Below are 22367 nucleotides of genomic sequence, written 5' to 3'. Positions count from 1 at the left end.
GCGAACCCTGCAGAGGGTCCCATCAGGCCCACCCGATCCGCCTGCCTTGCGCTGCAAAATTCCCTCATGAAATCCGGCAACACCTCCGTCTGTGTCTCTGACGCACCGGCGCCGCAGCACACGCCCCGGCGACCGGTCGAGGCCTGGCGTCTGGGCGTGATCTCGGGAGCGGCCGTCGCCGCCCTGTGCTTCGCCTATCTGGTGGTGCTGGTCATTGGCCTGGCCACGCTGCCCTCGCCCGATCACCCGGTGCAGCAGCCCTGGTTTGCGCTGCTGGAGCTGCTGATCCTGTTCATCGCGCCCGCGATGGTGGTGCTCGCGGTGGCCATCTGTGGCTCAGCGTCGCCCGGGCGTTTGCCGCTGGCGCTGCTCGGACTGGTGTTCTTCGCCATGTGTGCGCTCACCACCAGCGCGGTGCACTTTTGCATCCTTGTGCTGGGCGGGCACGCGGCGTTCGCTGGCGAGCCCTGGTCCACCCTGGTTTTTTCGTTCCGCTGGCCGTCGTTGGCCTACGCGCTCGACATCCTCGCCTGGGATGTCTTCTTTCCCCTGGGCGCCCTCTTCCTCGCGCCCGCCGTGCGGGGCGCGGGGCTGGCCAGAGGCGTGCGCGCGCTGCTGGTGATCAGCGCCGTGCTGGCGCTGGCGGGCCTGGCGGGCGTGGTGCTGGGCGACATGCAGGTGCGCCTGATCGGTGTTGTCGGTTATGCGCTGTGTTTCCCGGTCGCGGCTGCGATGCTGGCGCTGCGGCTTCACCGGGAGCGCCGCGCGGTCGCGGGCTGAGACATTGGCGCCGGTTTGGCCGATCATTGCCGCGGGCATTCTGCTCACCAATCCCATCGAAACGCACCAGGAGGACACCGTGCAAACCGTCACCATGCCATTGCAGCTCGCGCCGACCAGCCTGACCCAGCCCATCTTGCCGAACTGGTCGTTCCATCTGTTCAACGTGAACCTCGGCTCGTCGTCGAACCCGGCGGTGGAACAGGCCGCGCTGGTGAAGGTGGGCAGCTACGGCCGACAGATCGGGCACCTGGCCGAGGCGCTGGAACTGATCGTGAAAAAGACGAAGCTGCTGGAGAGCCATGAACTCACGCAGGACGAGAAGGACGTGCTGCAGGTGTTCCTGGGTGACGTCTCGGCGATCCGGCAGATCAAGTCGTCGCAGCCGGCGGCGTAGGCCGGGTCCGTGCTTCGGGCCGCCATGGCGCCGAACCGCCCTACCCGAGATCTTCGTGGAGGCAGAGGTAGTTGCCTTCGGTGTCCTTGAACCAGGCGGCCTTCTCGGCACCCAACACGCAAACGTGTTCCACGGTCTTGAATCCCGGCAGGTCGTAGCTCTCGAACACCACACCCGCCTGCTTCAGTTTGGCGACGCTGGCAGCGATGTCCGGGACCTGGAAGCTGATCGCGGTGTGCTCGGCTTTGGTGCCCTCTGGCTTGGGGAAGAGCGCGAGGGTGGTGCCGCCCATCTGGTAGGTGAACTTGCCGTCGGGACGGAAGCCGCCGGGCGTCAAGCCGAGGCAGCGTTCGTAGAAGGTTCTCGCCCGGTCCATGTCGATCACGGGGAGCATGGTGGTGACGGAGGCATTGGCCAGCATATGCAGTCCTTTCGCTCGATCCCGCCGGTCTCGCACAAGAGCTACCGCGCCTGTGTACCGAGGGCGGGCCATCAGCATAGGCACAAATGCGGTCGCGCGCCAGTCCCGCCATGCGGCTCTTGTGGCCAGCACTGCTGCGTTTCGCCGGAGCGGTCGCTCAGCGGGAGAACGGCTTCATTTGCCGCGCAGGCCCTCCTGCTCCATGAGCAGGTAGGTGTTGTAGGCGTTCATGCGGTTCGCAAACTGGAACATCGGCATGTTTTCCCAGGCGCTCCAGTCGGTGCCGGCGTAGGCCTCTTCAAACGGCACCATCTCTTCCGATGCCTTGCCCATGGTGCTGCGCAGGTAGCCGAGGTAGTCGCGGATGACGCCGATGTCCTTGCGCGGGTCGGTGGACGCTGCCCCGTGACCGGGCACCACGGACTGGGCGTCGAAGGTGAGCAGGCGGCTGAGCGCGCTGATCCACTGGTCGCTGTTGGCCTGGCCCACAAAGGGCAGGCGCCCGCTGAAGATGAGATCGCCGGCAAACAGCACGCGCTCACCCGGCACGTAGACCGCCAGGTCTTCGGGCGTGTGCGACGGCCCCACCTGCTCGACCACAAAACGCGCGCCGGCCAGCTCCAGCGTGGTGGCGCCATCCAGCCAGCGGTCGGCAGGCACCAGCCGGGTCTGGTCATTCACCCAGGGCGCCAGTTCGGTGCGCGAGGCCTCCAGCCGCTGCTGGGCCGTCTCCGAATGCAGGTATTCCCGCGCGGCGCTGTGGGCAATGATCTGCGCGCCCTGGGCCTTGAAGGCCTGCAGGCCGTAGATGTGGTCGGCGTGGTAGTGGGTCACCAGCACGTGCGTGACCGGCTTGGGGGTGATCTCGGCGATCTTGCTCAGCAGGCGTTGCGCCAGCGCGGGCGAACCCAGCGCGTCGATCACCACCACGCCCTGCGGCGCTACCACGACACCGGCGTTGCTGATGAAGTTCTGGTTGGCGGGCGTGCCCAGCGCGGCCAGTCCTTGCACGTAGTAGGTGTTGGGGCCGACCTTCTGGAGCGTCATGTCGGGTGCGGGCTGTGCGCCCACCGCGGAAGCCGTCAACAGCAGCAGCGCCGAAGCGCCGTGGGCCAAGGCGCGTGGGAGCCGCCGCACCGCGGCAAACAACGGATTCAACATGATCGGCTCCTTCAGCGTTGAAAAAACGCGCTCAGTGCTTGGCCGGCGCGGTGGCTTTGGCGGCGGCGTCGAAGCCGCCCTTGGCCTTCCATTCTTCCATGCCGCCCTGCAGGATGCGCAGGTTGTCCCAGCCCGCCACGCGCATGGCAAAACCGGCCTGGGCCGAGAGCGAACCGGTGTTGCAGTAGATCAGAACGGGTTTGTCTTTGGGGATGGTGTTGCGCTTGGCCAGCACCTGGCGCCAGTCCATGTTGATGGCGCCGGGGATGTGGCCCTTGGCGAACTGGCCGGCGTCGCGCGCGTCGATGACCAGCATCTTCTTCCACTCGTCGGCCGGGATCTGCTCGGCAAAGATCACGCCACCGCCATAGTCCACGAACTCCAGATACGCCTCCATCTCGTCGACGGCGATGGCCTTGTTGTCGGCGTGGGCGGTGGGGGCCAGCAGCAGGGTGCTGGCGGTGAGGGCGGCCAGGGCCAGGGTGCGGATTTTCATGGGGTCTCCAGTTTCATAAATATAAATATCAGCAATAACGGATATTGTCGCTGGACCACAGCAGCAAACGGTCGAGGGTTTCTACTGCTCCAGGCGCGTTCAACGGGCCGTGATCGATTGCTTCAAATCGGCCAGCCAGCTGCGGATGCGCTGCGCATTGGTGCCGCGATCGATCTTTCCCAGGCGTGAGCGCGAGCGCATGTCGACGCGCGAACCACTGCCCTCCGGCGCGATGCGGATGGTCACTTCGTCGGCAAAGCCGAACAGGCGGCTGGTGGCCACCGCTTCGATGCGGCCTTCTTCGGCATCGCTGGCAACCACGGTCCAGCCACGCGCCTGCACCAGCAGCAGGGCCTGCTCGAACACGGCTGGGGGCGCTTGAGGAACGATCAGCGGCGCCAGGTCCGGGTAGCCCGCGCGCTGCTGCTGCGCCACCGCATCGCCGGGGTAGGCCATGGGGTTGGGCATGTCCCAGAACTCGGGTGGGTTGTCGGTGTCGGTGCTGATGTCGTTGATGGGCGGGTAGGTGCGGGTGGCGTAGTCCCATTGCAGCGCCATGCCCAGCACCGGTAGCGCCAGCAACACCCCCAGGAGGCCGGGCACCACCGCGCGCCGCTGGCGATGCGAGCGGAACAGACCCGCCAGCGACAACACGAGGCCCAGCGCGGCGGCGTAGACCGCCCACTCCGCAATCTGGAGACCTTTCAAAAAATGCCACCAGCCCTGGCGGTAGCCGATGCCGGCCACCAGCACGGTGCCGATCGAGGCCAGCCCGAGCAGCAGACCGGCCAACGGCAGTCTGGATCGCCGCGTTGTGCTTTCACGGTCCATCGCGTGCGAGGAAGTGGTGGTGCTCATATTCATACTTGGGCGTCTGTGGAAGGCGCCGACCCGTTGCGCCGGTTGATGGCGTAGTCAGTGATCTGGCCCTTGAACGGCAGCATCAGCATGCCGGGCAGGCGAGCCACCTCGTGCGGGTCGGTGTGGTCGTGGATGCCGATGGTCATGCCGAGTTGGCCGGCGCGCGGTTGCTCGCGGTAGGTGCCGAACAGGCGGTCCCACCAGGTGAGGTTGAAACCAAAGTTGGAATTGCTCTCGTCGTCTTCGACCGAGTGGTGCACCCGGTGCATGTCGGGCGTGACGAGGAACCAGCGCAAGGCCCGGTCCACCGCCGCAGGCAGGCGGATGTTGCCGTGGTTGAACATGGCACAGGCACTGAGCAGCACCTCAAAGATCACCACCGCCAACACCGGCGCGCCCAGCAGCGTGATGGTGGCGAACTTGATGCCCATGGACAGCACGATCTCGATGGGGTGGAAGCGTGCGCCGGTGGTCAGGTCGTAATCGAGGTCGGCGTGGTGCACCCGGTGCAGGCGCCAGAGCGCGGGCACGGCGTGCACCATCACGTGCTGCAGCCAGATGACGAAGTCCATCGCCACCACGGCCAGCGGCACCGCGAGCCAGTACGGCACGTCAAAGTTGTTCAGCAGCCCCCAGCCCTTCTCCACGCCCAGCGCGGCCATGCCCACCGCGGCGGCCGGGAACACCAGGCGCACGATCACCGTGTTGAGAAGCACGATGCCCAGGTTGGCGGTCCAGCGTTGCTGGCGGGTGAGCTGGAGCGCGCGTCGCGGCGACGCCAGCTCCCAGAGGGCGACGAGGGCAAACACGCCAAAGAAGAAGCCCATCCGGATCAGCGGCTCGTTGGCAAGGACAAATTGTTCAAAGTTCATGGTGGCGGCAGCTGGTTCAGAACACCAGCACCTTGTCGGCCTCGGCCGTCCAGTCGGCCAGCTGCGCCAGCGTGGAGCGCGTCGCGCCAGCCACCACGTCGCCCTCGTCCAGGCCCCGTGCATCCATGCAGGTGCCGCACAGCGCCACCTCGCCCTTGCGCAAGACCTTGCCCAGCATGAGCTGCACGTTGTAGTAGCCCTCGGGCACTTTCTGACCTGCCTTGGCGCAACCCACGGCATCGGCCATGAGGAACACGCGCACCTGCACGCCGTCCTTGGCGGTCATTGCGCCTGCCAGTCGCAGGCCGTTGTAGGCGCGCTCGTTCCCATAAGGGGCATCGTTGAGGATGAACAGCACAGAACCCATGGCGAACTCCTGATGTTTGAAATCAATCGGCCTGGGACGCCAGCGGCAAGCCAGCGGCCTGCCATTCGCTCACGCCGTCGGACACCTTGCGTGCCCGGTAGCCACGCGCCTGCAGCAGCGCCACGGCTTCGTCGGACAGCAGGCAGAACGGGCCACGGCAGTAAGCAACGATGTCTTTGTCGCGCGGCAGCGAAGCGAGGTGTCTTTCCACCTCGGCCAGTGGCATGGAGCGCGCGTAGGGCAGGTGGGCCACGGCGTATTCGTCGCTCGGGCGCACGTCGATCACCACCACCTCGCCGCGCCGGGCCTGCTCCATCAGCGCCTGGCGGTCCACCGGTGCCAGCTGGGCGGGGTGGGCGGCCATCTGGTCGAGCGCCAGGCGCAGTTCCAGCAGGTGCTCTTCGGCCACTTCGCGCAGCTTCACGCCCAGGCCCGCCACGTCGGAACCCGTGAGCCGGTAGTGGATGAACTTGCCTTCGCGACGGCTGGTCACCAGCCGCGCATCGCGCAGCGCTTTCAGGTGGGCGCTGGCGAGCTTGATGTCGATCGACAGCTCGGCCGCGAGCGCGTCGACCGACTTTTCACCCTGCGCGAGCATTTCCAGCAGCTCCAGCCGCTTGGGACTGGCCAGTGCTTTGCCGATGCGGGCGACCTGTTCGTACAGCAGGTCCTTGAGTTGGCGGTTATTCATGCCGTCATTCTAACGATCATTAGATTGATGACCAAAACCCGACGCGGTTGTGGGGACATGGGCGCACGGCTGCCGGATGCGGAACGGCCGGTGGCGCTCAGGGCTTCGGCCCTGGCGGCGGGTCAGCAGCCGAGCAGGTCCGCGAGGTTCAGCAGATCGCGCGCGTGCAGCGTGTTGGCCGGGTCGGGCGACACGTCTTTCGGCTGCCCGGCGCCGAACTCCAGCGGGCGCTCGATGTACGCGGTCATCAGGCCGCAGGCGCGGGCGGCGGCGAGGTCGTCCTGGTGCGCCGCGACCAGCATCACCTCGGCCGGCGCGGCGTCGAAGGTCTGCGCCACGCCGAGGTAGGTGCGCGGGTCGGGTTTGTAGGCGCGGAACACCTCGGCCGAGAGCACGCAGTCCCAGGGCAGGCCGGCGCGCTTGGCCATGTCGGTGAGCAGGCCGATGTTGCCGTTGGAGAGCGTGCAGATCAGGTGTTTCGATTTCAGGCGGGTCAGCCCGGCCACGCTGTCGGGCCAGGCATCGAGCCGGTGCCAGACGCGGTTGAGATCGGCGCGCTCGGCGTCGCCCAGGTGGTCCAGGCCGAAGCGCGGCAGCAGCTCGTCGAGGATCAGCCGGTGCAATTCGTCGATGCGTGTCCAGCCGAGTTCGCCCGATCGCACGCGCGCCATGGCCGGCTGGTAGCCCGCACGCCAGGCGAGCGCGAAGGCTTTGGCGTCGACCTGCGGGTGGCGTTCGCTCACTTCGCGCACGATGCTGCCGTGCCAGTCGACAACGGTGCCGAAGATGTCGAAAGCGAGGATGCGGGGCACGGGGTTCATGGGTGGGTGCCTTTCAGGCTCTCAGAGCCAGCGGCGCACGCGCCGGGTGTAGGCCGTGTAGACCTCGCCGAACAGCGTGGTGAGCACACGCTCTTCGGGCTGGATCTGGAAACGGGTGATGTAGAGCACAAACACCACCGGCCCCAGCAGCGGCCAGGCGGCGCCGAGCCAGACCGCCCAGGCGGTCAGGAACATCACCAGCCCCACGTACATGGGGTTGCGTGTGAAACGGTAGATGCCGGTGGTGACCAGCGCCGTGGTCTTGCGCGGGGCGAGCGGGTTGATGGTGGTGTGGCGCCGCAGGAAGGCGACCAGACCCATGAAATCGAAGCTGGCGCCCAGCAGCGCGAGCACCAGCGCCACCGCGCGGCGCGTGCCTTCGGGCCACGGCAATGCGGGCCCGAGCGCGGCAAGCGCCCACATGGCCAGCGCCAGCAGGAGTGCCACCACCGGCGGCGGGATTTTGAGTTCGAGCGCTTTCAAGGCGAATCCTTCATGGCGACGAAACGGGCCGCGACAACAGGCGCGCCAGCCCCCAGGCCAGCCCCAGCCAAAAACAGAGCAGGAAGGCCCAGCCGAACGGCGTCGGCATGCACCAGCCCCAGCCGCAGGCGCCGTCGTTCTGCAGCAGCCAGGGCACGCCCAGCGTATGGAACAGGTAAACCGACAGGTACGGGATGGCGGCCAGCACGCCGATGGGGCTGTCCAGATAGCCCGGAAACCAGGCCCCGGGCAACAGCACCGCACCGTACAGACCGACGATCCAGGCGAACACCTTCCAGGTGCGGCGCGGCTTCATGCGGCTCTCCTCTTTGACCACGACTGTTCGGAGCGAAGACGGGGATCGCCGATGTTGCCCCGGTTGCCACCGCGCATGAAAGCCAGCGGGCGCCTGACATGCACACCTCGCGAAAGTTGAAAGACGCGTCCTTCGGCGCACGACAGCCGCACACCCTCACCCCGTGGCCTCAGACCACGCGCAGGCGCACGCCGTCAGCCTCGGCGGCGATGATCTCGCCCACCTCGGCCGCCGCCGCAAAGCCGTGCCGCTCAAAGATCGCCAGCACCTCGGCCACCGCCTCGGGCGCGCAGGCCACGAGCAGGCCGCCGCTGGTCTGCGGGTCGCTCAGCAGGGCCTGGTCCACCGGCTGCAGGCCGGCGCCCAGGCGCACCTCGTGGCCGTAGGCGGCCCAGTTGCGGCCGCTGGCGCCGGTGACCATGCCTTGCGCCGCGAGCCCGCGCACGCCGGTGATCAGCGGAACACGCGCCATGTCAATTTTCACCGTGGTGTTGGAGCCGCGCGCCATTTCCAGCACGTGGCCGGCGAGGCCGAAGCCGGTGATGTCGGTCAGCGCGTGCACGCCGTCGAGCTTGGCCAGGTCGGGACCGGGGGTGTTGAGCTTCGTGGTGTTGGCGATCATCTGCGCGTAGCCTTCGGCGGGCAGCGCGTCCTCCTTCAGCGCGGCCGAGAGCACGCCCACGCCGATCGGTTTGCCGAGGATCAGGCGGTCGCCGGCTTTGGCGTCGGCGTTGCGCTTGACACGCTTGGGGTGCACCAGGCCCATGGCGACCAGGCCGTAGATGGGTTCGACCGAGTCGATGGTGTGGCCACCCGCGATGGGGATGCCGGCGGCCCGGCACACGTCCTGCCCGCCTTGCAGGATCTTGCCGATGGTCTCGGTGCTGAGCACGCTGATCGGCATGCCCACCAGGGCCAGCGCCATGATGGGCGTGCCGCCCATGGCGTAGACGTCGCTGATGGCGTTGGTGGCGGCGATGCGGCCGAACTCGTAGGGGTCGTCCACGATGGGCATGAAGAAGTCGGTGGTGGCGATCAGCGCCTGCTGATCGTTGAGCTGGTACACCGCCGCGTCGTCCGCTGTCTCGATGCCGACCAGCAGCTCCTTGGGCATGGGCATCGCGGCCGTGCCCTTCAGGATATCGCTCAGCACACCGGGTGCGATCTTGCAGCCGCAGCCGCCGCCGTGCGAGAGGCTGGTGAGGCGGGGTTCGGTCTGCTGGTGGGTGGTGGGGGCGTTCATGTGCGGGGGATCTCCGGTGCGTGCAGTGGGGCACTCTGGCTGGGTCGGCCAGGGTGGCATTTCTCTTACGGTTGTTCAGGCTGGCGCACGTCGGCCAGCAACGCCAGCAGGGCGGCCTGCTCGGCGCGCGGTTCGAACAGCGGCGCTCTGGCCGAACATTGTGCTTGCAGTTGGCACAGCAGGCCGGCATCCGAGCCGATGTCCGCACGGGCCTCTCGCAACAGAGCCGCCAGCGCGGCGGCATCGCCCGGCGGGAAGTAGCCGCCGTAGCCGGCGCCCAGCATGCCCACGTTGCCCGCGATGCGCGAAGCCAGCACCGGCGTGCCGCACAGCGCAGCCTCCATGATCACGTGGGCACCGCCCTCCATGCGGCTGGTGTGCACCAGCACATGGGCGCGCTGGATGCGCGCGCGGGTCGCGGCATGCGGCTGGATACCGAGCCAGCGGTAATGGGGGCAGGCGAGCGCGGTCTGGCGGGCGGCTTCGCCCAGCGCCGGGTCCAGCGCGCCGCCGATGTGGTCGATGAAGATGCCTTCGTCGGGAGCGATCAGCCGCGCCGCTTCAAACAGGGTCTGCGGCGATTTTTCGTCGCGCAGATGGCCCACCATGACGGCCCGCAGGTGGGCGCGGGTCTTGGGCAGCGTGGCGCGCCGCGTGCTCGACTGGAACACCACGCGGCACTTGGCGCGCAGCGCTTCGGGCAGTTCCAGCGGCCCCTGCTCCTGCAGCACGATGAGGCGCTGCGCCAGCACCAGCGAGCGCTGCGCGCTGGCGTCGCTCTGGATGTCGCGGTAGAGGTCGGTGCCGGTGAGCGCGAGCACCAGCGGTTTGCGCGGGTGCGCCTGCGCCCAGGCGGCCACGCTGGCGGCCGAGCGGCGCGCGTGCAGCGCGAGCAGGATGTCCGTGCCGTCGTCGGTGGTTTTTGATTCGGGCCATGCCTTCGCCAGGCGGACCGCATAATGCCCGCGAAGCAGGTGCGCCCAGCGGCGCGCGGTCTGCCAGTTGCCGTTGTTGGCATCGGCCAGGGCCGGGGTGACGATGCACAGAGAAGGTTTTTTCATGGGTGTGAATCTGAGCTCAGCGATTGTGTCCGATGCCGAATCCGCGCGCTGCGGCGGCAAAACGTGGCTGGCGGAAGCGCTGCGCGAAACGCGCACGCGCAGCCTGGCGCTGTTTGACGCCTACGAGGCCGCGCTCGGCCCGGGCCTGCGCGTGCCCAACACGCCCGAGCTGAACCTGCCGCTCTGGGAGCTGGGCCACATTGGCTGGTTTGCCGACTGGTGGCTGGCGCGCAATCCGCAGCGCCACCGGGGCGTGCGTGCCGACCCGTTGGCCACGCGCAGCCCCGCACGCCAGACCTCGCGCAGTGTGAACGCCGACGCGCTCTACAACTCCAGCCTGGTGGCGCACGACGCGCGCTGGCGGCTGGACCTGCCCGATGCCGACGCCGTGCGCGCCGACCTCGACGCCAGCCTGGCCGACACGCTGGCCCTGCTGGCCGACGCGCCCGAAGACGACACCGGCCTGTATTTCTTCCGCCTCGCGCTGTTCCACGAAGACATGCACGCCGAGGCCGCGGTCTACATGGCGCAGACGCTGGGCTTCGATCCGCAGGTTCAACACCCGGCCGCCCCGGCCACGGCGCGCCGGCCGCAAGCCCTGCGCATCGCGGCCACGGACTGGACGCTGGGCCGCAATGGCCCCGGCTTTGCCTTCGACAACGAACTCGGCGCGCACGCGGTGTCGGTCGGCGCCTTCGAGATCGACGCACGGCCCGTCACCTGGGCGCAGTTCCTGCCCTTCGTCGAAGGCGGCTCTTATGTGCAACGCCAGTTCTGGAGCACCGCGGGCTCGATCTGGCGGCTCTCGCAGGAGCGGCAGGCCCCGCGTTACCTGCGGCAAACCCCGCAAGGCTGGGAGCAGCAGGTGTTTGGCCGCTGGCAGCCGCTGGACCCGGTCGCACCGGCCAGCCACCTCACGGCCTTCGAAGCGCAAGCCTGGTGCGCCTGGGCCGGGCGGCGCCTGCCGACCGAGGCGGAGTGGGAAGTGGCGGCGCAAGACCCGGCCTTCGAATGGGGCGCCGTCTGGGAATGGACGGCCAGCGCCTTTGCGCCCTTCCCCGGCTTTGTGGCCCATCCTTACGTGGACTATTCGCGCCCGTGGTTTGACGGCCGCCCGGTGCTCAAGGGCGCGAGCTTGGCCACCGCGCCGCGCATGCGCCACCCGCAGTACCGCAACTACTTCACGCCCGAGCGCAACGACATCGTGGCGGGGTTCCGCTCGGTGCGCGCGGTCTGACACCCTCCCTCGCGATTCCACGCCGGTCCCCATCTCTGGCTTCCCCCAGAGGGGGCAGGGGTCGATCCGTTCAGGCCGGTGCAAAGAACACGCTGAACCAGCCGCGCGCATCGCTCCAGTGGGTTGACGGGCCGAAGCCCGCTTCGCGCAGCAGCGCGTCGAAATCGGCCGGTTGCCACTTGCAGGAGTTCTCGGTGTGCACCCGCTCGCCATCGGCAAAGTGGCGCTCGCCGCCGGGCCAGCGCACCGTCTGCGCGCCGTCGGACTGCAGGTGCATCTCGATGCGCGAATCGGCCTCGTTGAAAAAGGCCACGTGCTGCCAGCGCGCGGGCGCGAAGTCGGTGCCCAGCAGGGCGTTGGTGTGCAGCAGCAGGTTGCGGTTGAAGGCCGCCGTCACGCCCAGCGGGTCGTCGTAGGCGGGCTCCAGGATGGCCTTGTCTTTCACCCGGTCGACGCCGATCAGGATGCCGCCGCCCGGCCCGCCCGCGGCGCAAACGGCGTGCGCCTGGCGCAGCAGGGCCAGCGCCTCGGCGGGGTTGAAGTTGCCGATGCTGGAGCCGGGGTAGAACACGCAGACCGGCGCGGTGCTGAGGTCGTGCCGCGCCAGCCAGTCGGTGGCGGCGGGCGGCAGGGCCAGCTCGGCCGAGAAGTCCATGCCCAGCCCCAGCATGGGTATCCCGCGGTGGCGCTGCCGCAGCTCGCCCATGGTTTCGCGCAGGTAGTCCACCGAAATGTCCACCGCCACATAGGCGCCCGGCCGCAGGACGGGGAACAGCCCCGCGGCCTTGGCGCAGCTGCCCGCGCCCAGGTCGACCAGCACCGCGCCCGCCGGCACCTGCTGCGCCATGGCGGCACCGTGCTCGCGGAAGATGGCGGCCTCGGTGCGCGTGGGGTAGTACTCGGCCAGCTCGGTGATGGCGTCGAACAGGCGCGAGCCCAGCGCGTCGTAGAAGAACTTGGGCGCGACGCGCGGCGGCGTCTGATTCAGCCCCGCGGCCAGCTCGGCCTGCACGGCCGCCAGGTCTTCGCGGTGGATCTGTACAAAATGGGCGGTGGGTGTGTCGATGGGCATGCGTGGTGGTTTCCGTTCAGACCGGGTTATACCGGGTGGACCGTCTCTGCGGTCGGCTGCGTCCGGCTTTTCTTGCAGGGGAATCCCCGCATGGCCCCACCCGGCGCACCGGCGCCGTATCGCGGTTTAATACGCCTCCCCGTCCCTCTTTACCGGATAGCACCATGAAACCACTGTCTTATTCACGCACCGTTCGCGCACTCTTGACCTGCGCCGTGCTGGGCCTCTGCACCCTCGCGCAAGCGCAGCAGGTGTTCCGCGTCACCGCCATCCCCGACGAGTCGCCCACCGAGCTGGCGCGCAAGGCCGGCCCGCTGATGCAATACCTCGAAACCCAGCTGGGCATGAAGGTCGAATACATCCCCGTGACCGACTACGCGGCTTCGGTCGAAGCCCTGGTGAACAAGAAGGTCGACATGGCCTGGTTCGGCGGCTTCACCTTCGTGCAGGCCAACGTGCGCTCGGGCGGCAAGATCATCCCGCTGGTGCAGCGCGCGGAAGACGAGAAGTTCAAGTCGGTCTTCATCACCAGCGACCCGGCCGTCAAGACCCTGGCCGACCTCAAGGGCAAGGACGTGTCCTTCGGTTCACAAAGCTCCACCAGCGGCCACCTGATGCCGCGCGCCTACCTGATGGAAGCCGGCCTCAACCCCGACAAGGACTTCAGGCGCGTGGCCTACAGCGGCGCACACGACGCGACCATCGCGGCCGTGGCCTCGGGCAAGGTGCAGGGCGGCGCGCTCAACATCTCGGTGTGGGAAAAGTTCGTCGCCGACAAGAAGGTCGACACCACCAAGGTGCGCGTGATCTACACCACCCCACCCTACTTTGACTACAACTGGTCGGTGCACGCCGACATGCCCGCCGCCACGCGCCAGAAGCTGTCCGACGCCTTCCTCGCGCTGAGCCCGGCCACCCCCAACGGCAAGCAGATCCTCGACCTGCAGCGCGCCAGCAAGTTCGTGCCGACCAAGGCCGAGAACTACAAAGGTATCGAAGCCGCCGCGCGCAGCGGCAGCCTGCTCTGAGAGGCTGAGAGTCTTTCACTCATGCCCGCTCACCACGCCAAAACGCACCCACTCCGCGTTGCAAATGCGCGCCATAGCCCAAGCTATGGCTGTGCTTTGCGCCTTGATTGGACACGTTGTGGCGCGTTGCTCGGCCACGCCCGAAAAACTCTCAGCCTCTGAATCGGAGTCCCGCGCTTGAACATCGACCTGCAGGGCGTCAGCGCCCGCCACCCCGCCGCCCGACCGGGCGCAGCGCCCGCCCTCAAGGGGCTGACGCTGCGCGTGGCCCACGGTGAGCAGGTGGCCGTGATCGGCCCCTCGGGCGCGGGCAAGACGACGCTGCTGCAGGTGGTCGCCTGCGCCATGCAGCCCCAGGCCGGCACGCTGCAGCTGGAAGGCCAGTCGCCCTGGCAATTGCCGCGCCGTGACCTGCAGCGCCTGCGCGGGCGCCTCTTTCTGGCGCCGCAGGTGCCGCCGCTGCCGCCGCGCCAGCGCGTGGTGACGGCCGTGCTCGCCGGTCGCCTGCCGGCCATGGGCCTGTGGCAGAGCCTGCGCTCGCTGTTCTACCCGGTCGACATTCCGGCGGCTTTTGAAGCGCTGGACCGCTTCGATCTCGCCGACAAACTCTTCGAACGTGTCGACCGCCTCTCGGGGGGTGAACGCCAGCGTGTCGGTCTGGCGCGGGCGCTGCTGGCACCCGCTTCGCTCTGGCTGATCGATGAGCCCTTGTCGGCGCTCGACCCGGCGCGTGCGCGCCAGGCCATGGCCACGCTGCTCAACGGCGCGCGCGAGCACGGCGCCACGCTGGTGACCACGCTGCACCAGGTGGAAGTCGCCCTCGAACATTTCCCCCGCATCGTCGGTCTGCGCGACGGCGCGCTGGCTTTTGATTTGCCGGCGGCACAGGTCACACGCGAGCACCTGGCCCGCCTGTACGAGCAGCACGAAGACGAGCTGCACGGCCCTGCCCCGCTCGATGCGGCCCCGCCAACCACACCGCAACCGGTCGTCATGCACTGCCGGTGATCATGAAACACCCCCCGCGCCGCTTCGCGTGCCTTGCAGGCCGCAGCACCGCCAGAGTCGGTGCTTCTTCGAGCTGTCCAAGTCTGCGCAGGCAGACTTGGAGCCGCAGCTCTCAGCCCCCCTCCAGGGGGGCGCAACCAGCCGCCCGGCAAAGCCGGTTCTGCGGTTGCTGCTGGATTCATGCACCTCGCCATGGCTGAGCTGCGCTTGCGCCTTCCGCCCACCCGCGATCCGGCCTGGCTCGGCCGCGTGTTCTGGAGCCTGGCCGCGCTGGTGCTGCTGTGGCCGCTGCTGGTGGCGACCGAGTTCAAACCCTGGGTGCTGCTGGCGCCCGAGAGCCTCCAGGTCAGCGGGCATTTCATCGGCAGCTTCTGGCCGCTGGCCCACGGCGGCGAGTTCCTGGCCATGGTGGCGCGCGAGACCTGGCGCACGGTGGCCATGGCCACCGCCGGCATGACGCTGGCGCTCATCGTGGCGCTGCCGCTGACCCTGATGTCCACGCGCGTGCTGTCGATTTCGGCGCTGGCCGGCCCGATGGCCCGCGGCCCATTCTGGCTGCGCCAGAGCGTGCGCTGGCTGCTGGTCGTGTTGCGCAGCATCCCCGAGCTGGTGTGGGCGCTGGTGTTTGTGCGCGTGGTCGGCCTGGGCCCCACGGCCGGCGTGCTGGCGATCGCGCTCACCTACGGCGGCATGCTGGGCAAGGTGTACGGAGAGATCCTGGAAAGCGGCGAGACCGATGCCACGCAGAACCTGCTGCGCAACGGCAGCGGGCGCCTGCAGGCCTTCTTTTACGGTCTGCTGCCGGCCAGCGCGGCCGAGCTCACCAGCTACACAGTGTACCGCTGGGAGTGCGCGATCCGCTCGTCGGTGGTGCTGGGTTTCGTGGGGGCGGGTGGCCTGGGCCAGCAGATGGACAACTCGATGAAGATGTTCAACGGCGGCGAGGTCGCCACCATGCTGCTGGTGTTCATGGCACTCGTCGCGCTCGCCGACCGCGTGAGCGCGGGGCTGCGGAGGTCGCTGGGATGAACAAACCCCAGGCCGCGAATCAGACCTACCGGCTGCCGCCGCCGCTGTTCAACGCGCGCTGCAAGGCCTGCTGGTTCAGCGCCGCTCTGGTGCTGCTGGTGGTGGCGAGCTTCTGGTCGCTCGACCTGCAATGGGCCCAGTTCCTGTCGCTCGAAGCGGCGCAGAGCATGGGCCGCTTCCTGGCCGAGTTCGTGCCGCCCGACACCTCGCCCGCGTTCCTGAAAAAAGTCGCGCTCGGCACCTGGGAAACGCTGGCCATGTCGGCGCTCGGCACGCTGCTGGCGGCGCTGGCCGGGCTGGCGCTGGCGCTGCCCGCCAGCCGACTGCACGAGGGCGATGCCGCGCACAGTCGGGCACCCACGCGACTGCTGCTCAACGCGCTGCGCAGCATCCCCGAGCTGGTGTGGGCCGCGCTGCTGCTGATCTCCGCCGGGCTGGGCCCCTTTGCCGGCACGCTGGCGCTGGCGCTGCACACCACCGGCGTGCTCGGCCGGCTGTTCGCCGAAGCGATCGAAAACGCGCCGCCCGGCCCCGGTGATGCGCTGCGTGCGCAGGGTGTGGGCAACGGCCGCGTGTTCCTCTACGCCACGCTGCCGCAGGTGCTGCCGCAGCTCATGAGCTACACGCTCTACCGCTGGGAAAACAACATCCGCGCCGCCGCCGTGCTGGGCGTGGTGGGCGCGGGCGGTCTGGGCCAGCTGCTGGCTTTTCACATGGGCCTGTTCCACATGGGCAAGACCGCCACCATCCTGGCCGCGATGCTGCTGCTTGTGGCCTTCGTGGACGCCGCCAGCCACGGCTCGCGGCGCCTGCTCACGCGCTGAAGACAACGAACAAGGTGGACATGACGACCGACAACGACATCTCCATCGCGCTCTACCGCAGCAAGGCCGCGGGCTACGACGCCTCGGCCGAGTTCACCATGCCGCTGCGCCGGCGCACCATCGCGTTGCTGCAGCTGCAGCCCGGCCAGACCGTGCTCGACGTGGGCGCCGGCACCGGCCTGAGCTACCCTCTGCTGCGCGCGGGCGTGGGCGACACCGGCCGCGTGCTGGCCTTCGAGCAGAGCCCCGACATGTTCGCGTTCGCGCAGCAACGCGTGCAGCGCGAAGGCTGGGCCAACGTGTGGCACGTCAACGCAGCGGCCGAAACGGTGCAGCTGCCGACGCTGGCCGACGCGGTGCTCTTCAACTACACGCACGACATCTGCCGCAACCCGGCGGCGGTGGCCAACATCCTGCGCCAGGTGAAGCCGGGTGCGCGCGTGGCCATGGCGGGCATCAAGTACTTCCCCTGGTGGACCGGCCCGCTCAACCTGCTGGCCTGGCTGAAGAACCGGCCCTACAACGCCCGGGCCGCCGATCTGTGGGAACCCTGGAGCCACGTGGCCGCTCAATGTGAAAACTTCCACTGGAACAGCACGCAATGGGGCATGGGCTACATCGCCAGCGCCACGCTGAAAGGACCACCCCGATGACCGCCACACCTGCCCCACAGGCCGCTCCCAACGGCCTGGCCCGGCGCTACACCAGCGTGCGCGCCCAGACGCTGGCGTTGGCCGCGCCCTTGAGCGAGGCCGACTGCCAGGTGCAGTCCATGCCCGACACCAGCCCCGCCAAGTGGCACCTGGCCCACGTGACGTGGTTCTTCGAGACCTTCGTGCTGGAACGTTTCGAGCCCGGCTTCCAGCCTTTCCACACCGCCTTTCGGGTGCTGTTCAACAGCTACTACCAGGGTGTGGGCGAGCAGCACCCGCGCCCGCAGCGCGGCCTGGTCACGCGGCCTGGTCTGGCCGAAGTCAAGGCCTACCGCGCGAATGTGGACACGCGCATCGCCGCCCTGCTGTCGCGCACGGACCGCCCCGAGCTGCGCGAACTGATGGAGCTGGGCCTGCAGCACGAGCAGCAGCACCAGGAGCTGCTGCTCACCGACATCAAGCACCTGCTGGCGATGAACCCGCTGAACCCGGTCTACCACCCGCAATGGCCGCTGAGCAGCGTGGTCGCCACACCGGTGGACTGGGTGGAATACGCCGGCGGCATCGCCCAGGTGGGGCACGCGGGCGCCGGTTTCGGATTCGACAACGAAGCCCCGCGCCACGCCGTGCTGCTGCGGCCCTACGCCCTGGCCAACCGGCTGGTAACCCACGGCGACTGGCTGGCCTTCATGGACGGCGGTGGCTACCGCGACCCGCGCTGGTGGATGGCGGCGGGCTGGGACTGGGTGCAGGCCCAACAGGCCGTTGCGCCGCTCTACTGGCAGGCCACCGACGGCGGCTGGACCAACTTCACGCTGCACGGCCGCGTGCCGCTGGACCCGCACACCCCGGTGGTGCACATCAGCTGGTTCGAGGCCGATGCCTACGCGCGCTGGCGCGGTGCGCAGGACGGGCTGGCGCTGCGCCTGCCGACCGAGACCGAGTGGGAGTTTGCCGTGCAGACTCTGGGCGACACCTGGCAGAAACAGGGCAACTTTCTGGAGAGCGGTGCCCTGCACCCGATGCCGCTGGCGCGCAGGACACCCGGCCCGCGCCAGATGGGCGGCGACGTCTGGGAATGGACCGCCAGCCCCTACACCCCCTACCCCGGCTACCGCCCCTGGGCCGGCGCGGTGGGCGAATACAACGGCAAGTTCATGGTCAACCAGATGGTGCTGCGCGGTGGCTCCTGCGTCACGCCGCGCTCGCACATCCGCGCCAGCTACCGCAACTTCTTCCCCACCGACGCGCGCTGGCAGTTCAGCGGGGTGCGCCTGGCACGGGATCTCTGACACACCATTCAAACAAGGAGCACTTCATGAAAAGACGACACGCCCTGAGCCTCATGATGGCCAGCGCGACGGTGCTGCTGACGGGTTGCGCCAATGGGGCCACCGCTGCAGGGTCGGCCGACCAGGGGCCACCGTTTCGCACCATGAGCGACGCAGCGGCCGACAAGCTCATGCTGCTGGGCCACGACCCGGTGGCCTACTTCACGCAGAACGACGCCGTGGCCGGCAACCCCGCGATCCAGGCACAACACCTGGGCGTGACCTGGCGCTTCGCCAGCGAGGCGAACAAGGCCGCGTTCCTGCGCGAGCCCACCAGATACATGCCGCAGTTCGGCGGCTTCTGCAGCAACGGCATCAACTACGCCGTGCCCTGGGGCGCGGGTGGTGGCCCCAACACCTGGCGCATCTACCGCGGCAAGCTGTATGTGTTTGGTGGGCAGTCTTCGCGCGACCAGTTCGAGATGGACACCGAGCTCAACCTGCAGCGCGCCCACCAGTACTGGGACAGCGAAATCGCCGGCTCCAACCCACTCTTCGTGCGCTACAAGCGCCTGGTCTTCCGCGTGCCGCACTACAAGAGCGACGCCGCACTGCAGGCCGAATGGGAAGCCAAACGCGCGGCCGGCACGCTGCCGGTGATGCCGGGCGGGCCTCAGGTGGTGCCGGCGGCGCCTTGAACCTGACGGGGGTTCCAGTCAAAGTCAACTGCGGGTGGCGCTTGCCGACCCCTGTGCGGTCTGCAGTTGAGTCGGGTCGAGCAGCAGGTAGCCTGCAAAGCGCCCGGTGTCCCTGTTGCCGTCGTCGCTGACGACGACGATCCGCTCCAGTCCGTCGACGAAGGCAGTACTCACGCCCTCGGCCTTCCCGAAGCCGCTCAAGCCGGGCACCGTGACCCGGAGCGCCGGCGCACCGGGCTCGCCGCTCCAGCGCCACAGGTCAAAGCTGGTCCGTTTGCGAGAAACAGGGCCACCAATGACCAGATACGCACCCAGGGCGGGAACGTAAGACAAACCCCGGATGCCCTGGCCGCCAAGATCCAGTTCTTCGAGCACAGGCGCGATACGGGGTGCTTCATCCGATTCAAAGATGGCGGTGGGGTTGACGACACTGGCTATGAGCGCCCGGCCGTCGCGCAACGGGCTGCGGAATCCGATCAGCAGTCGCTTCTGGTCGGGGCTCATTTCAAGGGCTTCGATGTTGAGTCCACCACCGCCTTTGACGTCCCGCACCTCGGCCGCTACCGCGAGCACAGCATGTTGCTTCACAAGGGCCTGTTTCAAGCCGTCGACGACCTTGGCGTCGACCACCCGCGCACCTTCAACCCGGAACCGGACGAGCCTTTCACGGGACTTCTTCTTGCCACCATCGTCATCGCGCGAGTGCGAGGTGATGGCGTAGACAAACCCTGCCCGGTCGATGGCCAGTCCTTCGAGGTCGTCGAGTTTCCAGAATTCGCTGAACATCTGAAACAGCCCGGCTGTGAGCGCCGTGCTGTCGACACCGCCGCCGGCATCCAGGGTGACCAGACTCAAAGGGTGGCTCCTCTCGTCCTCCACCACGAGAAAACGCCCGTCCGGCAGTTGAACGATCGCCGACGGCTCGAAGATGCCGGTCAAGGGCTGGAAGGCTGTCGCCAGTTTGTTGGTCATGTGGGCATTGTGTACTTGTGCCGTTCCGATGCGCATGCCGAACAGGCTCGCGTTCTGCATTCAACGGATCCGTCGGTGCGCTGCTGACCGTCGTGTTTCTGGTCGCTCGTTCGCATGGCCGTATGGCGGCGCAGGGTCGGACCGCAACATGGCGGCGTCATCCGGCCACTGGGCACCAGACCTCCAGCCGTGGTGTTGCCGCGGCTCAGGAACTCGCCCAGGCAGCTCAAACCGCGTGCAGCGCGCGCAAGGCATCGGCCTGCGCCAGCGTCTCGCGGTAACCGGCGTCCATGGCGCGCTCGCGGAACTCGCGCGAGAGGCTGACCCAGTAGCCGAAGTCGGGCTTGAGCACCTGGTCGGCCATCCTGGCGTCGGCGTCCACCAGCGCCAGCTTGCGCAGATCACCCTCGCGGTAGCGCTGTGCGCCGGGCGGCGCGCGGTCCAGGTGGGCGGTGGCGTCCACCGCGAGCACCCGTTGCGCGCCCAGCGCGCGCGCCATGCGCACCGGCAGCGGGGTGGACCAGTCGGCATCCACATATTGCTCACCACGGATGCGCACCGGCGCAAAGCGCCCTTCGATGGCGGCCGAGGCCTGCACCGCCAGGCCCACGTCACCCGCGGTGAAGGCCATGGCCACGCCGTCGCGGCGCCGCGCGGCCACACAGGCCATGGCGATGGGCATGTGCTCCAGCAGCGGGACGGGTGAAGCGCTGCGCACGAGTTCGGCGATGGCGGTGCCGCTCAGGCGTTCTTCGGCCCCGAGCGCCAGCCGGGCCAGGCTCCAGGGTTGCATCTCCAGCGCCAGGGTTTCGATGGCGCTAGCACCGAGTCCGGCCGCGCAGAGGCTGCCCACCAGCGCACCGGCCGAGGCACCGACGATCAGGTCGGGCCGCAGGCCGAGCTCTTCCAGCGCCTTGACCACGCCCACGTGCACAAAGCCGCGCGGGCCACCCGAACTCAGCACCCAGGCGGTGTGCACCGGGCGGCGCAGCGGTTCGGCGCGGGGTGCGTCGGGGCCATCGTGGTCGCGGTCGGGCTGGAGGGTGCAGCCGCCCAGCGTTGCCGCGCCGGCAAGCAGCAGGTGGCGACGCGTCAGGCCCGAGGGGATCACGGTGCTGTGCCGCGTCAGGCCCACGCGCCGCCGCCGGGCAGGGTCGCGGCCAGCCCATGACCCGGCGGACGAACGGGAACGGTCATGAGGGCATCTCCAGTGGATGGTTCCGGTCCGGTGGTGACGCCGGGGTCGGCGCAGCGGGCAGTGTGGCGCTGTGCCCCGGGGCGCCGGCGCCGTGAGCTACCGGCGCCGCGGCAAGTTCGGCGTAGGGCGCGGGCCAGCCCAGCAGGGCGCTCGCGGCTTCGCAGCGCTGGCGCAGCTCGTGGGCATCGCGGCCGCCCAGGTGCGTGATGCCGTAGCGGTAGCTGCCCAGCCATTTGAAATCGCGCTCGATGGAGCCCTGCGATTTGGGGTACTGGAACAGCAGGCCGTCGGGGAAGGCGCTGGCGAAGGCCTGGCGCAAGGCGGTGTCGGGCAGCTTGACCCGGTCGGCCGGATCGAAGGCGCGGTAGACGAAGCTGGCCGCGGCGCCGGCGGTGGGTGCGCTGCGCGGCACGGTGTCGGGGTCCAGCCCGTGGGCGATGGCGATCTCGATGGCGTGCAGATCCACACCGAGCACGCGCTGGTAGAGGTCTGAATACTGCGAGGCCATGCGCGGGTTGAACTCGATCACGGTGAGCCGGTCGCTCGCCGCGTCGTAGAAGAACTCCATGTTGAACAGGCCGTGCGTGAAGCCCACTGCGAGCAGGAAGCGCCGCGCCACGTCGAGCGCGCGCGCCTGCACGGCGGGCGGCAGCGCGCTGGGAATCTGGTGGCGCATGAAGGCCTGGGTGCCGGGGAACATGATGGCGTCGACCACACCGATGGCGCGCACGTCGCCGTTGAACACCACGCCGTCGAGGTTGAACTGGTCGGCCGTCACCGGTGCCTCCAGCAGCATGCGGTGGGCGCTGGGCACTTCGGGCCCCAGGCGCTCGTGCAGCAAACGCTCGAAGGGTTCCACCAGGCGGCGGATCACCCAGAGTTCCCAGGCGCCGAAGCGGGTGTGGCGGTACAGCTCGGCGTGGCTGTCGACGCGGCGCGCGAGCACCGAAAACGCGGCCTTGACCGGCTTCACGAACAGGGGATAGGGCAGGCCCTCGGGAATGGGCGCTCCGTATTCGGCGTCGAGCAGCTGGAAAGGCACGTTGGCCTCGGGCGCCACGCGCTGCAGCACCTGGCGCGCGTAGAACTTGTGCTGGCAGGCCAGGATGGCGGCCACCGGTGTGCCGGGCCAGCCCATGCGCTCGGCCAGCAGGGCCGCGGCCAGCGCGCCGAACTGCTCGTTGCTGGACACCACGGCGGACCAGCCCCGCGCCGGGGCACGGCGGGCCAGGCCATCGACGAAGCGGGCCATGTCGAACCAGGCCAGGCGCGCGTTGCTGGGGAAGGAAAACAGGTCAAAGCCGTCTTCGTCGAAGCGAAGGCCCATCGTGCGGGCCAGGCGCAGATGCGCCACGGCGTCCCAGTCGTGGTTGAAGAGCAGCAGGGTGCGGTCGGCGAACAGCATGG

Annotated in this window: 26 protein-coding genes; 10 read left to right on the top strand and 16 right to left on the bottom strand. The window is 68.6% G+C overall.

What is annotated here, in order from left to right:
* Window positions 1-66 precede the first annotated feature (66 nt).
* The gene (locus AC23D4_RS20435) at window positions 67-780 is read left to right on the top strand and encodes a hypothetical protein (protein ID WP_472887452.1); all 714 of its coding nucleotides are present in this window, start codon (window positions 67-69) and stop codon (window positions 778-780) included.
* A 79-nt stretch (window positions 781-859) separates the two neighbouring features.
* The gene (locus AC23D4_RS20430; protein WP_472887451.1) at window positions 860-1177 is read left to right on the top strand and encodes a hypothetical protein; all 318 of its coding nucleotides are present in this window, start codon (window positions 860-862) and stop codon (window positions 1175-1177) included.
* 40 nt (window positions 1178-1217) lie between these two features.
* On the opposite strand, the gene AC23D4_RS20425 is transcribed toward AC23D4_RS20430, so the two are convergent.
* From AC23D4_RS20425 to senB, 12 genes are all read right to left on the bottom strand, one after another.
* Window positions 1218-1598: a VOC family protein gene (locus AC23D4_RS20425; protein WP_472887450.1), complete on the bottom strand. Its 381-nt coding sequence runs from the start codon at window positions 1596-1598 to the stop codon at window positions 1218-1220.
* A 174-nt stretch (window positions 1599-1772) separates the two neighbouring features.
* The gene (locus AC23D4_RS20420) at window positions 1773-2759 is read right to left on the bottom strand and encodes an MBL fold metallo-hydrolase (RefSeq protein ID WP_472887449.1); all 987 of its coding nucleotides are present in this window, start codon (window positions 2757-2759) and stop codon (window positions 1773-1775) included.
* A gap of 31 nt (window positions 2760-2790) precedes the next feature.
* Window positions 2791-3255 (bottom strand): rhodanese-like domain-containing protein, encoded by a 465-nt coding sequence (locus AC23D4_RS20415; protein WP_472887448.1) that lies wholly within the window; start codon window positions 3253-3255, stop codon window positions 2791-2793.
* 99 nt (window positions 3256-3354) lie between these two features.
* Entirely contained in the window at window positions 3355-4113 is a 759-nt protein-coding gene (locus AC23D4_RS20410) for a DUF1499 domain-containing protein (protein ID WP_472887447.1), read from the bottom strand.
* A 2-nt stretch (window positions 4114-4115) separates the two neighbouring features.
* Window positions 4116-4988, bottom strand: coding sequence for a sterol desaturase family protein (locus AC23D4_RS20405; RefSeq protein WP_472887446.1), 873 nt, complete (start codon window positions 4986-4988; stop codon window positions 4116-4118).
* 16 nt (window positions 4989-5004) lie between these two features.
* Window positions 5005-5355, bottom strand: a complete 351-nt coding sequence (locus tag AC23D4_RS20400; RefSeq protein WP_472887445.1) for a DsrE/DsrF/TusD sulfur relay family protein — start codon at window positions 5353-5355, stop codon at window positions 5005-5007.
* 22 nt (window positions 5356-5377) lie between these two features.
* The gene (locus AC23D4_RS20395; RefSeq protein WP_472887444.1) at window positions 5378-6046 is read right to left on the bottom strand and encodes an ArsR/SmtB family transcription factor; all 669 of its coding nucleotides are present in this window, start codon (window positions 6044-6046) and stop codon (window positions 5378-5380) included.
* A 122-nt stretch (window positions 6047-6168) separates the two neighbouring features.
* Window positions 6169-6867, bottom strand: coding sequence for a haloacid dehalogenase type II (locus AC23D4_RS20390; protein ID WP_472887443.1), 699 nt, complete (start codon window positions 6865-6867; stop codon window positions 6169-6171).
* Window positions 6868-6888: 21 nt separating this feature from the next.
* Window positions 6889-7350: a methyltransferase family protein gene (locus AC23D4_RS20385; protein ID WP_472887442.1), complete on the bottom strand. Its 462-nt coding sequence runs from the start codon at window positions 7348-7350 to the stop codon at window positions 6889-6891.
* Window positions 7351-7360: 10 nt separating this feature from the next.
* A complete protein-coding gene (locus AC23D4_RS20380; protein WP_472887441.1) occupies window positions 7361-7666 on the bottom strand; it encodes a hypothetical protein in 306 nt (101 codons plus the stop codon).
* A 169-nt stretch (window positions 7667-7835) separates the two neighbouring features.
* Entirely contained in the window at window positions 7836-8909 is a 1074-nt protein-coding gene (selD, locus tag AC23D4_RS20375) for a selenide, water dikinase SelD (protein ID WP_472887440.1), read from the bottom strand.
* A gap of 65 nt (window positions 8910-8974) precedes the next feature.
* Window positions 8975-9970: a selenoneine biosynthesis selenosugar synthase SenB gene (gene senB / locus AC23D4_RS20370; RefSeq protein WP_472887439.1), complete on the bottom strand. Its 996-nt coding sequence runs from the start codon at window positions 9968-9970 to the stop codon at window positions 8975-8977.
* Here senB and senA point away from each other — a divergent pair.
* A complete protein-coding gene (gene senA / locus AC23D4_RS20365; protein ID WP_472887438.1) occupies window positions 9969-11207 on the top strand; it encodes a selenoneine synthase SenA in 1239 nt (412 codons plus the stop codon). The two genes, senB and senA, sit on opposite strands and share 2 nt — an antisense overlap.
* A 70-nt stretch (window positions 11208-11277) precedes the next feature.
* On the opposite strand, the gene egtD is transcribed toward senA, so the two are convergent.
* Entirely contained in the window at window positions 11278-12279 is a 1002-nt protein-coding gene (gene egtD, locus AC23D4_RS20360; protein ID WP_472887437.1) for an L-histidine N(alpha)-methyltransferase, read from the bottom strand.
* A 164-nt stretch (window positions 12280-12443) separates the two neighbouring features.
* On the opposite strand from egtD, the gene AC23D4_RS20355 reads away from it, so the two are divergent.
* The 7 genes from AC23D4_RS20355 (at window position 12444) to AC23D4_RS20325 (ending at window position 18790) form a co-directional block, all read left to right on the top strand.
* Entirely contained in the window at window positions 12444-13307 is an 864-nt protein-coding gene (locus tag AC23D4_RS20355; RefSeq protein ID WP_472887436.1) for a putative selenate ABC transporter substrate-binding protein, read from the top strand.
* Between the two features lie 177 nt (window positions 13308-13484).
* Complete coding sequence (locus tag AC23D4_RS20350; protein ID WP_472887435.1) at window positions 13485-14315, top strand: phosphonate ABC transporter ATP-binding protein; 831 nt, start codon at window positions 13485-13487, stop codon at window positions 14313-14315.
* Between the two features lie 180 nt (window positions 14316-14495).
* A complete protein-coding gene (locus tag AC23D4_RS20345) occupies window positions 14496-15344 on the top strand; it encodes a PhnE/PtxC family ABC transporter permease (RefSeq protein WP_487623656.1) in 849 nt (282 codons plus the stop codon).
* Window positions 15341-16168 (top strand): phosphonate ABC transporter, permease protein PhnE, encoded by an 828-nt coding sequence (gene phnE, locus AC23D4_RS20340; protein WP_472887433.1) that lies wholly within the window; start codon window positions 15341-15343, stop codon window positions 16166-16168. The genes AC23D4_RS20345 and phnE overlap by 4 nt, the downstream gene beginning before the upstream one ends.
* A 20-nt stretch (window positions 16169-16188) precedes the next feature.
* On the top strand, window positions 16189-16821 hold the full coding sequence (locus tag AC23D4_RS20335) for a class I SAM-dependent methyltransferase (protein ID WP_472887432.1): 633 nt from the start codon (window positions 16189-16191) through the stop codon (window positions 16819-16821).
* Window positions 16818-18113 carry an ergothioneine biosynthesis protein EgtB gene (gene egtB, locus AC23D4_RS20330; RefSeq protein ID WP_472887431.1) on the top strand — a complete coding sequence of 432 codons (1296 nt, stop codon included), beginning with the start codon at window positions 16818-16820 and terminating at the stop codon, window positions 18111-18113. The genes AC23D4_RS20335 and egtB overlap by 4 nt, the downstream gene beginning before the upstream one ends.
* Window positions 18114-18139: 26 nt before the next feature.
* Complete coding sequence (locus tag AC23D4_RS20325) at window positions 18140-18790, top strand: YHS domain-containing (seleno)protein (protein WP_472887430.1); 651 nt, start codon at window positions 18140-18142, stop codon at window positions 18788-18790.
* A gap of 24 nt (window positions 18791-18814) precedes the next feature.
* Here AC23D4_RS20325 and AC23D4_RS20320 read toward each other — a convergent pair whose 3' ends face one another.
* From AC23D4_RS20320 to AC23D4_RS20310, 3 genes are all read right to left on the bottom strand, one after another.
* On the bottom strand, window positions 18815-19822 hold the full coding sequence (locus AC23D4_RS20320) for a DUF3616 domain-containing protein (protein ID WP_487623655.1): 1008 nt from the start codon (window positions 19820-19822) through the stop codon (window positions 18815-18817).
* Between the two features lie 166 nt (window positions 19823-19988).
* Window positions 19989-20897, bottom strand: a complete 909-nt coding sequence (locus AC23D4_RS20315) for a patatin-like phospholipase family protein (RefSeq protein ID WP_472887428.1) — start codon at window positions 20895-20897, stop codon at window positions 19989-19991.
* 58 nt (window positions 20898-20955) lie between these two features.
* Entirely contained in the window at window positions 20956-22365 is a 1410-nt protein-coding gene (locus AC23D4_RS20310) for an ATP-grasp domain-containing protein (protein ID WP_472887427.1), read from the bottom strand.
* Between the last annotated feature and the right edge of the window lie 2 nt (window positions 22366-22367).

This window comes from Hydrogenophaga sp. L76 (assembly GCF_057654755.1).
The sequence above is the reverse complement of the archived record's forward strand: the minus strand, read 5'-3'. Positions and strand labels throughout refer to the sequence as shown.

What these genes read in the sequence shown, in the direction of transcription:
- AC23D4_RS20400 (WP_472887445.1), bottom strand. Translation starts at nt 5,355, where the DNA reads ATGGGTTCTGTGCTGTTCATCCTCAACGATGCCCCTTATGGGAACGAG.
- AC23D4_RS20425 (WP_472887450.1), bottom strand. Translation starts at nt 1,598, where the DNA reads ATGCTGGCCAATGCCTCCGTCACCACCATGCTCCCCGTGATCGACATG.
- AC23D4_RS20395 (WP_472887444.1), bottom strand. Translation starts at nt 6,046, where the DNA reads ATGAATAACCGCCAACTCAAGGACCTGCTGTACGAACAGGTCGCCCGC.
- phnE (WP_472887433.1), top strand. Translation starts at nt 15,341, where the DNA reads ATGAACAAACCCCAGGCCGCGAATCAGACCTACCGGCTGCCGCCGCCG.
- selD (WP_472887440.1), bottom strand. Translation starts at nt 8,909, where the DNA reads ATGAACGCCCCCACCACCCACCAGCAGACCGAACCCCGCCTCACCAGC.
- AC23D4_RS20320 (WP_487623655.1), bottom strand. Translation starts at nt 19,822, where the DNA reads ATGCAGAACGCGAGCCTGTTCGGCATGCGCATCGGAACGGCACAAGTA.
- AC23D4_RS20345 (WP_487623656.1), top strand. Translation starts at nt 14,496, where the DNA reads ATGCACCTCGCCATGGCTGAGCTGCGCTTGCGCCTTCCGCCCACCCGC.
- senA (WP_472887438.1), top strand. Translation starts at nt 9,969, where the DNA reads ATGGGTGTGAATCTGAGCTCAGCGATTGTGTCCGATGCCGAATCCGCG.
- AC23D4_RS20435 (WP_472887452.1), top strand. Translation starts at nt 67, where the DNA reads ATGAAATCCGGCAACACCTCCGTCTGTGTCTCTGACGCACCGGCGCCG.
- AC23D4_RS20390 (WP_472887443.1), bottom strand. Translation starts at nt 6,867, where the DNA reads ATGAACCCCGTGCCCCGCATCCTCGCTTTCGACATCTTCGGCACCGTT.
- AC23D4_RS20310 (WP_472887427.1), bottom strand. Translation starts at nt 22,365, where the DNA reads ATGCTGTTCGCCGACCGCACCCTGCTGCTCTTCAACCACGACTGGGAC.
- AC23D4_RS20325 (WP_472887430.1), top strand. Translation starts at nt 18,140, where the DNA reads ATGAAAAGACGACACGCCCTGAGCCTCATGATGGCCAGCGCGACGGTG.
- AC23D4_RS20335 (WP_472887432.1), top strand. Translation starts at nt 16,189, where the DNA reads ATGACGACCGACAACGACATCTCCATCGCGCTCTACCGCAGCAAGGCC.
- AC23D4_RS20410 (WP_472887447.1), bottom strand. Translation starts at nt 4,113, where the DNA reads ATGAGCACCACCACTTCCTCGCACGCGATGGACCGTGAAAGCACAACG.
- AC23D4_RS20420 (WP_472887449.1), bottom strand. Translation starts at nt 2,759, where the DNA reads ATGTTGAATCCGTTGTTTGCCGCGGTGCGGCGGCTCCCACGCGCCTTG.
- egtD (WP_472887437.1), bottom strand. Translation starts at nt 12,279, where the DNA reads ATGCCCATCGACACACCCACCGCCCATTTTGTACAGATCCACCGCGAA.
- AC23D4_RS20380 (WP_472887441.1), bottom strand. Translation starts at nt 7,666, where the DNA reads ATGAAGCCGCGCCGCACCTGGAAGGTGTTCGCCTGGATCGTCGGTCTG.
- AC23D4_RS20355 (WP_472887436.1), top strand. Translation starts at nt 12,444, where the DNA reads ATGAAACCACTGTCTTATTCACGCACCGTTCGCGCACTCTTGACCTGC.
- egtB (WP_472887431.1), top strand. Translation starts at nt 16,818, where the DNA reads ATGACCGCCACACCTGCCCCACAGGCCGCTCCCAACGGCCTGGCCCGG.
- AC23D4_RS20415 (WP_472887448.1), bottom strand. Translation starts at nt 3,255, where the DNA reads ATGAAAATCCGCACCCTGGCCCTGGCCGCCCTCACCGCCAGCACCCTG.
- senB (WP_472887439.1), bottom strand. Translation starts at nt 9,970, where the DNA reads ATGAAAAAACCTTCTCTGTGCATCGTCACCCCGGCCCTGGCCGATGCC.
- AC23D4_RS20405 (WP_472887446.1), bottom strand. Translation starts at nt 4,988, where the DNA reads ATGAACTTTGAACAATTTGTCCTTGCCAACGAGCCGCTGATCCGGATG.